This window comes from Kitasatospora sp. NPDC001527 (assembly GCF_040298605.1).
GTDB lineage: Bacteria > Actinomycetota > Actinomycetes > Streptomycetales > Streptomycetaceae > Kitasatospora.
In genome coordinates this window covers 20552-32890 of sequence record NZ_JBEPAM010000043.1, presented here as the reverse complement: position 1 = coordinate 32890, position 12339 = coordinate 20552, and the positions used below count along the sequence as shown (strand labels likewise).

Below are 12339 nucleotides of genomic sequence, written 5' to 3'. Positions count from 1 at the left end.
CGGGAGCATCGGGCGGGACCCGCGGGGCCGGCGGGGCCGCCCGCCGGAGCGGACGGCCCGTGCACCGGCCCCGGCCGGGTCAGCGGCCGCGCAGCTCGCGGTAGCGGGCGACCAGCGCGGCGGTGGAGCTGTCCAGCCCCTCCGTGCCCTCACCGGTCAGCAGCACCGGCTCGATCCGCTTGGCGAGCACCTTGCCCAGCTCGACGCCCCACTGGTCGAAGGAGTCGATGTTCCAGATCGCGCCCTGGACGAACACCTTGTGCTCGTAGAGGGCGACCAGCTGGCCGAGCACCGAGGGGGTCAGCTCGGCGGCCAGCACGGTGGTGGTCGGGTGGTTGCCCCGGAAGGTCTTGTGCGGGACCAGCTCGGCCGGCACGCCCTCGGCGGCGACCTCCTCCGGCGTCTTCCCGAAGGCCAGCGCCTGGGTCTGGGCGAAGAAGTTGGCGAGCAGCAGGTCGTGCTGGGCGACCAGGCCGGGCAGCAGGTCGGCGACCGGCCGGGCGAAGCCGATGAAGTCCGCCGGGATGAGCTTGGTGCCCTGGTGCAGCAGCTGGTAGTAGGCGTGCTGGCCGTTGGTGCCGGGGGTGCCCCAGACCACCGGGCCGGTCTGCCAGCTCACCGGGCGGCCGTCGCGGTCCACCGACTTGCCGTTGGACTCCATGTCCAGCTGCTGGAGGTAGGCGGTGAACTTCGACAGGTAGTGCGAGTACGGCAGCACGGCGTGCGCCTGGGCGTCGAAGAACGCGCCGTACCAGACCCCGAGCAGGCCGAGCAGCAGCGGGACGTTCTCCTCCGGCGGGGCGGTGCGGAAGTGCTCGTCGACCAGGTGGAAGCCGTCCAGCATCTCGCGGAAGGCGTCCGGGCCGATGGCGATCATCAGCGAGAGGCCGATCGCCGAGTCGTAGGAGTAGCGGCCGCCCACCCAGTCCCAGAACTCGAACATGTTGGCGGTGTCGATGCCGAAGTCGGCGACGCCCTCGGCGTTGGTGGAGAGCGCGACGAAGTGCTTGGCGACCGCGTCGGTGTCCGCGCGCAGCTCGGTGAGCAGCCAGTTCCGGGCGGAGACCGCGTTGGTGATGGTCTCGATGGTGGTGAAGGTCTTCGAGGCGACGATGAACAGCGTCTCGGCGGCGTCCAGGTCGCGGACCGCCTCGTGCAGGTCGGCTCCGTCCACGTTGGAGACGAAGCGGACGTCGAGGCCCCGCTGGGTGTAGGAGCGCAGCACCTCGTAGGCCATCGCGGGGCCGAGGTCGGAGCCGCCGATGCCGATGTTGACGACGGTGCGGATCCGCTTGCCGGTGTGGCCGCGCCACTCGCCGCCGCGGACCTGCCCGGCGAAGGCGGCCATCTTGTCGAGCACGGCGTGCACGGCCGGGACGACGTTCTCGCCGTCGACCTCGACCACGGCGCCGCGCGGGGCGCGCAGCGCGGTGTGCAGGACGGCCCGGTTCTCGGTGGTGTTGATCCTCTCGCCGCGGAACATGGCGTCCCGCAGGGCGGCGACGCCGGTGGCCTCGGCCAGCTCGCGCAGCAGCGCCAGGGTCTCGTCGGTGACGAGCTGCTTGGCGTAGTCGACGTGCAGGTCGCCGACCTGGAGGGTGTAGCGGCGGCCGCGCTCCGGGTCGGCGGCGAACAGCTCGCGCAGGTGCGTGTCGCCGAACTCCTCCCGGTGCTTGGCGAGGGCGGCCCACTGCGGGGTGCGGTCCAGCGGGGTACGGGCGTCGGCGCGGGTCTCCGACATCGGTGGCTCCTCGTTTCATCTGGGTGCAGATACCGGCAGGGCCAGGCGGGAGGGTTTCGCGAGGTCGTGCGGGTACTGGGGGTGCGCCGACTCCGTTGACGGCCTTGCCCGGGGCCAGCCTATGCAACGCCGGGACCCCGGGCGCACATTCCGTTCGCCGACGATCCGTCGGGATTCCCGCCGTTCGGACGGGCGTCGCGGGGCGTCCGTCCGGCCGTCACGGACCGGCCGCCCGACCCGCCGCACCGCCACCCGGACGGACGCGCCGTCAGCCCCGCCCGGCCCTCAGCGCCGTTCGGAGCGCAGGTCGAGTCCGCGCAGCACCTGGTCGACGAGTTCCGGGTCGGCGCCGGGCTCGGCGCGGGCGGTCAGCATCTCGCGCCGGGAGGCCGCGATCATCTCCTGCTCGACGCTGTGCGCCGCGCGCCACTGGGCGAGCCGCTGCTTGGCCTCGGTGGCCTCCTCCTCGGCGTAGTTCTCCGGGCAGAGCCGGGCCAGCCGGTCGTGCTGACGGTCCCGCAGGCGGTCGGCGACCTCGGCGGGCAGCCGGTCGGCCTCCTCCAGCTCGCCGAGCCTGCGCAGGCCGGCCTTGGCGGCCCGCCACCAGAGCTGGCGGACCTGCTGCTCGTGCCGGTCGTGGTCGAGGTCGAGCTCGAACCGCTTGGCCAGCCAGGGCAGGGTGAGGCCCTGGACCAGCAGGGTGAAGAGCACCACGCTGAACGCGATGAAGACCAGCCGGCCGCGTTCCGGGAAGGCCTCGCCGGTGTCCAGGGTGAGCGGGATGGCCAGGGCCAGCGCGACGGTGGCCACGCCGCGCATCCCGGACCACCAGAGCAGCACGCTCTCCTGCCAGCTGATCGGGGTGTCCTCCTCGGAGCCGGAGCGCAGCTTCTGGGAGAGCCAGCCGGCCGGGAGCAGCCAGAGCAGCCGGACCACCACGACCACCGCGATCACCACGGCGGCGTCGCCGAGCATGCCGGTCCAGCCGGAGCCGGCCTCCTTGAGGACGGTCGCGAGTTCCAGGCCGATCAGGCCGAAGGCGACGCCGGTGATGAGGATCTCGACGATCTCCCAGAAGGCGTTGCCGACCAGCCGGTAGGCGACGGCGTCCGCGTCGGCGGCCCGTTCGGCGAGGTAGAGGCCGCAGACGACGACGGCCAGCACGCCGGAGCCGTGCACCTCCTCGGCCAGGCTGTAGGCGGCGAAGGGCACCAGCAGGTTGAGCGCGACCTGCTGGGTGGGGTCCTCCAGCAGCGCGGCGAGCTTGGTGTTGGCCCAGCCGAGGGCGACGCCGATGACGACCGCGAGGACCGCCGACAGGACGAAGCGCAGCACGGCCCCGCCGCCGGAGAAGTGGCCGCCGACCACCGCGTCGATGGCCAGCGAGTAGACGACGATCGCGGTGACGTCGTTGAACAGGCCCTCGCTCTCCAGGATGGAGACCAGGCGGCGGGGCAGGCCGACGCTGCCGGCCACGGCGACGGCGGCCACCGGGTCGGGCGGGGAGACCAGGGCGCCGAGCGCGATGGCGGCGGCGATCGGCAGTCCGGGCAGCAGCCAGTGCACGGTGCCGGCCACGACGGCGGTGGTGACCACGACCAGGGCGACGGCGAGCAGCAGGATGGAGCGGATGTTCGCCTTGAAGTAGCGGACCGAGGAGCGCCGGGCGACGGCGAAGATCAGCGGCGGCAGGACCAGCGGCAGGATCAGCTCGGGTTCGATGGCGATGTCGGGGATCTGCGGGATCAGTGCCATGGCGATGCCCAGCAGGGTCATCAGCACCGGTTGGGGCACGCCGGAGCGGCGGGCCAGCGGCATGGTCACCACGGAGGCGAGCAGCACCAGGAAGAGCAGGGGCAGCTGGCCCACGGGGACGTCCTCTCGGTGGCGGGCGGGGGCGGGGGTGTGCGGCTCCGGACATGGCCCGGGCCGCCGTCGAGGATAAATCCGACAATGATCTCAACTGGGGCGACACGCCGGGAAGGGGTTGACCTCAAGCGCGCTTCACCTCGCAGGATCAGGGGAACTCGCCCGACAGGACCCGACAGGAGTGCCCGCGATGAAGGCAGTGACCGTCCCCAGGTTCGGCGGCCCCGAGGCACTGCGGGTGACCGCGGTGCCCGACCCCGTCCCCGGCCCGGGACAGGTGCGGGTCCGGGTCTACGCCGCCGGGGTGCAGCCGGTGGACCTCGCGATCCGGGAGGGCCAGGCCCCGGCCGGCATCGAGCTCGTCCCCGGGCTGACCCCCGGCAACGAGTTCGCCGGGGTCGTCGACCGGCTCGGGCCCGGCGTCGACGGCTGGGCGGTCGGGGACGAGGTGCTGGGCTTCCGGCTGCTCGGCTGCGCCGCCGAGCTGGTCGCGGCCGACGCCGCCCAGCTGGTGCGCAAGCCGGCCGGGATGCCGTGGGAGCACGCGGGCGCGCTGTCCGCCTCCGGTCAGACCGCGCACCTCGCGCTGACCGAGCTGAAGGTCGGCGAGGGCGACACCGTGCTCGTGCACGGCGCCGCCGGCGGGGTCGGCACGGTCGCCGTCCAGCTGGCCCGGGCCTGGGGCGCGCGGGTGGTCGGCACCGCGGGCGAGCGCAACCACGCCTACCTGCGGGAGCTGGGCGCCGTCCCGGTCACGTACGGCGAGGGGCTGGTCGAGCGGGTCCGGGCGGCGGCCCCGCAGGGCGTGGACGCGGCCTTCGACGCGGCCGGGCGCGGGGCGCTGGAGGCCTCCGTCGAGCTGGTCGCCGACCGGGACCGGATCGGCACCGTGGTCGACTACCCGGTGGCCCGTCGCCTGGGCGTGCTCGGGATCCGGGGGCAGCGGACGGCGGCGCGGCTGGCCGAGCTGGTCGGCCTCTGGGAGGCGGGCCGGCTGCGGCTGGAGATCGCCGACACCTTCCCGCTGGAGCGGGTCGCCGACGCCCACCGGCTGGTCGGCACCGGGCACGTCCGGGGGAAGGTCGTGCTCACCCCCTGAGCGGTCCCGCCGGGGGCGGGACTCCGGGCCGATTGTGTGTTTCGGCCGCTGACCAGGTAAGGTCTTCCTCGTCAGCAGGCGCCGCTAGCTCAGTTGGTTAGAGCAGCTGACTCTTAATCAGCGGGTCCGGGGTTCGAGTCCCTGGCGGCGCACAGACAGCCGGAAGGCCCCTCGTGAGAGCGAGGGGCCTTCCGGCGTTTCCGGGGCCGGGAGCACCCGCCCCCGGCCCCGGTGCCTCAGTGCGGGATGGCGGCGATCAGCTCGGAGGCGCCCTGCCGCTTGAGGGCGAGGGCGGTCGCGGTGCCGAGGTCCTCCGGGGTCAGCGAGCCGGCCCACTCGTGGGCGTCCAGGACCTGCTTGCCGTCCGGGGTGAAGACCCGGCCGCGCAGCGAGAGGCGGCCGTCCGCCTCGGCCCGGGCGTAGCCGGCGATCGGCGAGTTGCAGTGGCCCTGGAGCACGTGCAGGAACATCCGCTCGGCGCTCGCCTCGCGCCAGGTCGGCTGGTCGCCGAGGCCGGTGACCGCGTCGATGGTGGCGGTGTCCTCGGCCCGGCACTGCAGGGCGAGGATCCCGGCGCCGATCGGCGGGCACATCACGTCCGGCGACAGCACCTCGCCGATCCGCGCGGCCTCGCCGATCCGCTCCAGCCCGGACAGCGCGAGCAGCAGCGCGTCCGCCTCCCCCGCCGCGAGCTTGGCCAGCCGGCTGTTGGCGTTGCCGCGCATCGGCACGCACTCCAGGTGCGGGTGGGAGGCGGCGAGCTGGGCCCGGCGGCGGACCGAGGAGGTGCCGATCCGGGTGCCGGGCGCCAGCTCGTCCAGGGTCAGGCCGCCGGGGTGGACGAGCGCGTCGCGGATGTCGTCGCGGCGCAGGTAGCCGGCGAACACGGTGCCGGCCGGCAGCGGGCGGTCGGCGGGCACGTCCTTGAGGCAGTGGACGGCGAGGTCCGCCTCGCCGGCCAGCAGCGCGGCGTCCACCTCCTTGGTGAACGCGCCCTTGCCGCCGAGCCGGGCGAGGTCGCCCATCCAGCGGTCGCCCGAGGTGGTCACCGGCACCACCTCGGTGCGCACCCCCGGATGCAGGGCGGCGAGCTCGGCCCTGACCCGCTCGACCTGGGCGAGCGCCATCGGCGAGGAGCGGGAGACGATGCGGATCAACTCTGCGGTGGTCATGGCCGGATGATAGGGTGTCATGACAGCGCGGACGGTCCCGGGTCACCCGGCCGGCGGCGCGGCGGCGGGGCGCGGGAAGCGGCCGATCAGGTGCTCGGCCACTACCAGGTTGATCAGCCAGCAGGTCCAGCCCACGGCCGCGTAGGCCTGGTCGAACGGGACGCCCGCGAGGTCCATCACCGGCAGCCAGATCCGCAGCGTGGCGGCGGCGAGGATCAGCGCGTACGAGCGGGTGGCCCAGGCCCGGTGGCGGACCAGGTCGCGGCGCCGGGCGGATCTCCAGGCCAGCGCCGAGGAGAGCAGCAGCAGGACGGCGAGCGCGGTGAAGCCGATCGGCGCGATGGGGCCGACCAGCCCGTGGGGTGCCAGCAGCAGGCCACCGGTGCCGGTGGCCAGTACGGCGAGCAGGTAGAGCCGGCCGGTCAGCCGGTGCAGGGCCGGGCGGCGGGCGCGCAGCCGGGGCAGGAACTGCCAGGTGCCCAGCAGGATCGCCAGCACCCCGCCGCCGACGTGCAGGGCGAGCGGCACGCGGTGGGCCAGGTAGACGGCGCGCTGCCGGTCGAGGAAGACCTCCGGGTCGAGGGTCAGGTAGCGGGCGGTGAGCAGGGCGGTGGCGAGGGCGAGGACGGTGACCGTCCACCAGCCCGCCCGGCGGGCCCGGCCGGGGCGCGGTGCGGTGCGGGGATCGGGAGCGTTCATGGCCCGGACGCTACGGACCGCGGTGGCCCGCCCGCGTCCGCCCGGCGGGGTCCCGCGGCCTGCCCCCGCAGGGGGTCCGGAATACCCCACCAGGGCGATGCGCGGGCCGAGGGGCCGCCGCTACCGTACGGCCCGTGCGCCCGCACCACCGCGTGGCGGCCACCGCCCCCGACCCCGGAGCCGCCATGACTCCTCCGCCGCCCGCCCGGGCGACCGCGCTCGCCGGTCCGTCGCTGCCCGCGCTCCGGACGGTCCCGGCCGAGCGCTGGGACGTCGCGCTGGCCGGTGCCTTCCTGCTGGTCATGGCCGTCGAGCGGATCGGCTCGGCCGGCCGGCTGCACGGCGGCCTGCCGCTCGCCCTCGCGCTGAGCGCGGCGGTGGCCGGACCGCTGGCGGTGCGCCGGACCAGGCCGCTGGCCGGGTACCTGGTCGGGGCGGCCGCGCTCTCGGCGGAGGCGCTGTTCGTGCTGCCGAGCCCGGTCTCCCCGTACGCCGACCTCGTCGGCCTCTACTCGCTCGGCCTGTACGCGCCCCGGCGCCGCGCCTGGTTCGGCCCGTTCGCCGCGCTGCTCGGGATGGCCGCGTACTTCGCCGACCTCGGCCGGGCCTACCCCGTCATCCCGGCCGGGGTGCTGTTCCTCTGGCTGCTCGGCTGGGCGGTCGGCTACGGGTCGGCCCGGCGGGCCGAGCAGCGCGAGGCCGCCCGGCTGCTGCTGCGCCGGGAGGTGGTCGCCGAGGAGCGGGCCCGGCTCGCCCGGGAGCTGCACGACTCCGTGGGCCACACCCTGAACGTGGTGCTGGTCCAGGCCGGGGCCGCGCGCCGGCTGCTCGACCGCGAACCGGAGCGCACCCGGGAGCTGCTGCACGGGATGGAGCACACCGGGCGGGAGGCGCTCGACGACCTGGACCGGGTGCTCGGCCTGCTGCGGCGCGGCGCGGGCGACGGGGACGCCGAGGGCGCGGCGCCGCAGCCCGGGATCGCCGACCTGGAGCGGCTGGCCGAGCGGCTGGGCCGGACCGGGCTGCGGGTGCGGATGCGGATCGACCCCGCCGCCCGCCGGGTGCCGCGCAGCCTGGACGTGTCGGCGTACCGGATCGTCCAGGAGGCGCTCACCAACACCGTCAAGCACGCGGGCGCCGGGACCGTCGCGGTCACCGTCCGGTGCTCCGCCGGCCGGCTGGCCGTCGAGGTCTGCGACGACGGGCGGGGGGTGCCGGCCGGGTACGCGGCCGGGCGCGGGCTGCTGGGCGTGGCCGAGCGGGTCTCGGTCCTCGGCGGCCGGGTGGAGCACGGGCCGGGCGAGCCGGGCGGGTTCCGGCTGCGCGCCGAGCTGCCGGTCCCGTGACGGCCGGGCAGGGGCCGGCGGCAGGGGGGCCGGCCGGGCGGGAACAACCGGGGCAGGGGCCGGCGGGCGGACGGGTGCGCGTCGTGGTGGCCGACGACGACGCGCTGCTGCGCGCCGGGGTCCGCCTGGTGCTGGAGACCGACGACCGGATCGAGGTGGTCGGCGAGGCGGCGGACGGGCCGGCGGCGGTCGCCCGCTGCCGGGAGCTGCTGCCGGACGTGGTGCTGATGGACGTCCGGATGCCCGGCGTCGACGGGGTGGAGGCGACCCGGCGGATCACCGCCGCCGGGCTGCCCACCCGGGTGCTGGTGCTGACCACCTTCCACCACGACGACTACGTCTGGGGGGCGCTGCGGGCCGGGGCGGCCGGCTTCCTGCTGAAGCGGGCCTCGGCCGAGCGGCTCATCGACGCGGTGCTCACCCTGGCCGCGGGCGAGTCCGTGCTGGACCCCGCGGTCACCCGGGACCTGGTCGCCCAGGTGGTCGGCCGGGGCGGCGGGCGACCGCCGCCGGAGCCGCAGGACATCCGGCTCGCCCAGCTGACGGCGCGGGAGCGGGAGGTGCTGCGGCTGGCGGCCGAGGGGCGTTCGAACCGGGAGATCGCCGCGCTGCTGGTGCTCGCCGAGTCGACCGTGAAGACCCACATGAAGCGGGTGCTGGCGAAGATCGGCGCCCGGGACCGGGCGCAGGCGGTGGCCATCTCCTACCGCGGCGGGCTGATGCCGCCCCGGGACCCGCTCGGCGGGTACGGGGGCGGCGGGTACTGAGCGCCCGGGGCGCCGGCCCGTGGTCAGGAAGCCGCGCCCGGACGGCGGGCCGGGAAGCCGTGGACGCGGGCGGCCAGGACGAGGGCGAGCACGGGCAGCAGCAGGAGCAGGACGGTCCACGGGAAGGAGCCGGTGCCGAGCCGGTCCAGCAGCAGGCCGCCGGCCACCCCGCCGCCGGCCATCGCCGCGTTCCACAGGGTGACCAGCATCGCCTGCGCCGCGTCCGCCTGCTCGCCGCCCGCGTCCCCGGCGGCGGTCTGCAGCAGGGTCGGGACGCCGCCCCAGCCGAGCCCCCAGAGCACGGCGGCGGCGTAGACGGCGGCGGCGCTGCCGGCCGCCAGGCCGAGCACGGCCGCGGCGGCCGCGACCAGGAGGGTCGAGACGACGGTGAGCGCGCGCAGCCGGCGGTGGATGTGCGCGCCGGTGAACCAGATGCCCGCGAGCGAGGCCACGCCGAAGGCGAGCAGCACGGCGTCGGTGGCGCCGCCCATGCCGCGCCGGTCGAGGAAGGGCGCGATGTAGGTGTAGAGGACGGTGTGGGCGAGGACGAAGACGAAGGTGACGGCGAGCACGGGGGTGACGCCGGGGACGGCCAGGGCGCGCAGCACCGGGGTCCGCTCGCCGCGGGCCTGGCCGGGCACCTCGGGGACGGCCGCGGCGATCCAGCCGGTCACGCCGAGGGCGATCACGGTCATCAGCAGGAAGGCCACCCACCAGCCGAGCACCTCGCCGAGGAAGGCCCCGGCGGGCACGCCCAGCGACAGGGCGAGCGGCGCGCCGGCCATCGCCACGGCGATGGCCCGGCCCTGGAGCTCCGGCGGCGCGAGCCGGCGGGCGTATCCGGCGAGCAGGGCCCAGGCGAGGCCGGCGGCGACCCCGGCGACGAACCGGGCGGCCATGGTGAGCGGGTAGTCGGTGGACAGCGCGGTGACGGTGTTGGCGGCGGCGAAGCCGAGCATCGCGGTGAGCAGCAGGCGCCGCCGGCCCCAGCCGGCGGTGGCCGCGGTGAGCGGCACGGCGGTGAGGGCGGTGCCGAGGGCGTAGACGGTGACGGACTGGCCCATCGCGGACTCGCCGACGCCGAGGTCGGCGCTCATGGCGGGCAGCACGCCGGCGGGCAGGGTCTCGGTGAGGGCGGTGACGAAGACGGCGGTGGCGAGGGCGAGGAGGGCGGGCAGGGGCAGGGCAGGGCGCCGGCCGCGGGCGGCCGCGGCGGGTCGGTCGATGGTCCGGGAAGTGGTCCGCATGGCCGTTATGCTCGAACCCTCACACTGATGTGAGGGTCAACGCGACCGGCTGTGAGGTGGGGCACATGCGGATCGGCGAGCTGTCCGAGCGGACCGGGGCGTCCCGGCGGCTGCTGCGCTACTACGAGGAGCAGGGGCTGATCGCGGCCGGGCGCTGCGCGAACGGCTACCGCGCGTACGACGGGACGACGGTGGACCGGGTGCTGCAGATCCGGGGGCTGCTCGACGCGGGGCTGCCGACCCGGATCATCAAACAGATCCTGCCCTGCCTCAGCAAGCCCCGGACGATCCACTTCGAGGACGCCACACCGGAGATGATCGCCACCCTGGAGCAGGAGCTGGCCGGGATGAGCGCGCGGATCGCCTGTCTGACCCGCAACCGGGACGCGATCGCCGAGTACCTGGCGGCGGTACGGGTGGACCGCTGAGCGACGGGTTCGGGTCCCGTCGCTCAGCGGTCCTTCGGTTCAGCGGCTCGTCAGTCCGTCGGTCCGTCGGTCCGCCGGTCCGCCGGTCCGTCGGCCTGCCGGTCCGTCGGTCCGTCGGCCTGCCGGTCCGTCAGCGGCGGAAGTAGGAGTCGAAGTTCTTCGAGAACTCCCGGCCGCCGAACTGGTCCCAGTTGATCGACCAGGTCATCAGACCGCGCAGGCCGGGCTGGGCGCCGGACTTGGGCACGTAGCTGCCGCAGTTGGCCAGCTTGGTGAGGCAGTCCAGCGCCTTGTTGACCTCGGCCGGGGCGACGTAGCCGTTGCCCGCGTTGGTGGTGGCCGGCATGCCGATGGCGACCTTGGAGGCGGGCAGCGCCGGGAACACGTTGTTGGTGTTGCCCGCCACCGGGAAGCCCTTGAGCAGCATGTCGGTCATCGCGACGTGGAAGTCGGCGCCGCCCATCGAGTGGTACTGGTTGTCCAGGCCCATGATGGAGCCGGAGTTGTAGTCCTGGACGTGCAGCAGCGTCAGGTCGTCGCGCAGGGCGTGGATGACCGGCAGGTAGGCGCCGGCCCGCGGGTCCTGGCCGCCCCAGGGGCCGGAACCGTAGTACTGGTAGCCGAGTTGGACGAAGAACGTCTCCGGGGCCATGGTCAGCACGAAGTTCGGGCCGTACTTGGCCTTGAGCGTCTTGATCGCGGAGATCAGGTTGACGATGACCGGGCTGGTCGGGTTCTTGAAGTCGGTGTCGCCGGTCTGGAGCGACAGCGAGTGACCCTCGAAGTCGATGTCCAGGCCGTCCAGGCCCCACTTGTCGATGATCGCCGAGACGGAGCTGACGAAGGCGTCCCGGGCGGCGGTGGTGGTGAGCTGGACCTGGCCGTTCTGGCCGCCGATCGAGATCAGCACCTTCTTGCCCTTGGCGCGCTTGGCGGCGATGGCGGCCTTGAAGTCGGCGTCGGACTCGACGCTCGGGCACTCGGTGACCGGGCAGCGGTTGAACCGGATGTCGCCGGAGGTGACCGAGGTCGGCTCGCCGAAGGAGAGGTTGATGATGTCCCAGGAGTCGGGGACGTCGGCCATCTTCGTGTAGCCGGCGCCGTTGGCGAAGCTGGCGTGCAGGTAGCCGACCAGGGACTTGGAGCCGGGCGGCGGCGTGGTGGGCGTGCCGGTGGGCGTGACGGTCGGGGTCACGGTGGGCGTGACGGTCGGGGTGACCGTGGGCGTCACGGTGGGGGTCACCGTGGGCGTGACCGTGGGGGTGGGCGTGATGGTCGGGCTGGGCGCGCCGGGGCCGTCCAGCGAGACGTCGTCCGCGTAGTAGGTGCCCTGGCCGTACCAGCCGTGGGTGTAGACGGTGGCGCTGGTCTGGGTGGCGCCGGTGGTGAAGGTGGTGCTCAGCTTCTGGTAGGCGCCGCCGGTGCCGGGCGTCCAGGTCGCGGTGCCGCCGTCCACGCCGAGGTAGACGTAGGAGCCCTTGAGGTGGGCGCTGAGCGTGTAGGTGGTGTTGGGCGCGACCGTGACGGTCTGCGCGCAGCGGGCGGTGTCGCCGGCCGAGGCGGCCGCCGCCAGGGCGTAGCTGCCGCCGTGGGCCTGGCCGGTGACGACGCTGCCGGAGCCGGCCGAGCAGCTCCACGGGCCGAGGGCGCCGCTCTCGAAGCCGCCGTTGACCAGGAACTCGCCGGCCGAGGCGCTGGGCGCCAGGCCCAGGGTGAGGCCGACCATGGTGGCCGCGGCGACGGCCGAGGCGGTGCCGGCGGCCAGCAGGGTGCGCGAGCGGCGGGGGGTGGCGGGGGACGCGGGGGTCACAGGGGTCACAGGGGTTCTGCGCATGTGGGGGACTCCTTGCGGAGGGCGCGGTCGTGGGGGCGTCCGGACATGCCTGGGCGCGCACCGGTGGTGGGGGAACGGCGCGGCCGGGCAGATGAGTTGGACTAGACCACTGAAGTGGATCCGGCCGTACGGTGTCA

General features: G+C 74.9%; 10 protein-coding genes and 1 tRNA gene. 5 read left to right on the top strand and 6 right to left on the bottom strand.

Annotated features, from left to right (window positions below):
- Nucleotides 1-79: 79 nt before the first annotated feature.
- On the bottom strand, nucleotides 80-1741 hold the full coding sequence (gene pgi, locus ABT238_RS29875) for a glucose-6-phosphate isomerase (protein WP_350800922.1): 1662 nt from the start codon (nucleotides 1739-1741) through the stop codon (nucleotides 80-82).
- A gap of 285 nt (nucleotides 1742-2026) precedes the next feature.
- Nucleotides 2027-3610 carry a Na+/H+ antiporter gene (locus ABT238_RS29870; RefSeq protein WP_350570253.1) on the bottom strand — a complete coding sequence of 528 codons (1584 nt, stop codon included), beginning with the start codon at nucleotides 3608-3610 and terminating at the stop codon, nucleotides 2027-2029.
- A 190-nt stretch (nucleotides 3611-3800) separates the two neighbouring features.
- On the opposite strand from ABT238_RS29870, the gene ABT238_RS29865 reads away from it, so the two are divergent.
- Nucleotides 3801-4709, top strand: coding sequence for an NADP-dependent oxidoreductase (locus ABT238_RS29865; protein ID WP_350570255.1), 909 nt, complete (start codon nucleotides 3801-3803; stop codon nucleotides 4707-4709).
- 78 nt (nucleotides 4710-4787) lie between these two features.
- Nucleotides 4788-4861 (top strand) — tRNA-Lys (locus ABT238_RS29860).
- 84 nt (nucleotides 4862-4945) lie between these two features.
- Here ABT238_RS29860 and hemC read toward each other — a convergent pair.
- Complete coding sequence (hemC, locus tag ABT238_RS29855; RefSeq protein ID WP_350570257.1) at nucleotides 4946-5881, bottom strand: hydroxymethylbilane synthase; 936 nt, start codon at nucleotides 5879-5881, stop codon at nucleotides 4946-4948.
- 42 nt (nucleotides 5882-5923) lie between these two features.
- Entirely contained in the window at nucleotides 5924-6580 is a 657-nt protein-coding gene (locus tag ABT238_RS29850; RefSeq protein WP_350800895.1) for a DUF2306 domain-containing protein, read from the bottom strand.
- 134 nt (nucleotides 6581-6714) lie between these two features.
- On the opposite strand from ABT238_RS29850, the gene ABT238_RS29845 reads away from it, so the two are divergent.
- Together ABT238_RS29845 and ABT238_RS29840 are read left to right on the top strand one after the other, a co-directional pair.
- Nucleotides 6715-7926, top strand: coding sequence for a sensor histidine kinase (locus ABT238_RS29845; protein WP_350800886.1), 1212 nt, complete (start codon nucleotides 6715-6717; stop codon nucleotides 7924-7926).
- 83 nt (nucleotides 7927-8009) lie between these two features.
- On the top strand, nucleotides 8010-8693 hold the full coding sequence (locus ABT238_RS29840) for a response regulator (protein WP_502884358.1): 684 nt from the start codon (nucleotides 8010-8012) through the stop codon (nucleotides 8691-8693).
- Between the two features lie 23 nt (nucleotides 8694-8716).
- Here ABT238_RS29840 and ABT238_RS29835 read toward each other — a convergent pair whose 3' ends face one another.
- The gene (locus ABT238_RS29835) at nucleotides 8717-9940 is read right to left on the bottom strand and encodes an MFS transporter (RefSeq protein ID WP_350570263.1); all 1224 of its coding nucleotides are present in this window, start codon (nucleotides 9938-9940) and stop codon (nucleotides 8717-8719) included.
- Nucleotides 9941-10005: 65 nt separating this feature from the next.
- Between ABT238_RS29835 and ABT238_RS29830 the strand changes: the two genes are divergently transcribed.
- Complete coding sequence (locus ABT238_RS29830; RefSeq protein ID WP_350570265.1) at nucleotides 10006-10368, top strand: MerR family transcriptional regulator; 363 nt, start codon at nucleotides 10006-10008, stop codon at nucleotides 10366-10368.
- Between the two features lie 130 nt (nucleotides 10369-10498).
- On the opposite strand, the gene ABT238_RS29825 is transcribed toward ABT238_RS29830, so the two are convergent.
- Nucleotides 10499-12202: a chitinase gene (locus ABT238_RS29825; protein WP_502891476.1), complete on the bottom strand. Its 1704-nt coding sequence runs from the start codon at nucleotides 12200-12202 to the stop codon at nucleotides 10499-10501.
- Nucleotides 12203-12339: the final 137 nt, after the last annotated feature.

Bases quoted from the DNA above. Each gene is read 5' to 3' on its own strand.
- pgi (WP_350800922.1), bottom strand. From the start codon at position 1,741: ATGTCGGAGACCCGCGCCGACGCCCGTACCCCGCTGGACCGCACCCCG.
- ABT238_RS29865 (WP_350570255.1), top strand. From the start codon at position 3,801: ATGAAGGCAGTGACCGTCCCCAGGTTCGGCGGCCCCGAGGCACTGCGG.
- hemC (WP_350570257.1), bottom strand. From the start codon at position 5,881: ATGACCACCGCAGAGTTGATCCGCATCGTCTCCCGCTCCTCGCCGATG.
- ABT238_RS29850 (WP_350800895.1), bottom strand. From the start codon at position 6,580: ATGAACGCTCCCGATCCCCGCACCGCACCGCGCCCCGGCCGGGCCCGC.
- ABT238_RS29835 (WP_350570263.1), bottom strand. From the start codon at position 9,940: ATGCGGACCACTTCCCGGACCATCGACCGACCCGCCGCGGCCGCCCGC.
- ABT238_RS29830 (WP_350570265.1), top strand. From the start codon at position 10,006: ATGCGGATCGGCGAGCTGTCCGAGCGGACCGGGGCGTCCCGGCGGCTG.
- ABT238_RS29825 (WP_502891476.1), bottom strand. From the start codon at position 12,202: ATGCGCAGAACCCCTGTGACCCCTGTGACCCCCGCGTCCCCCGCCACC.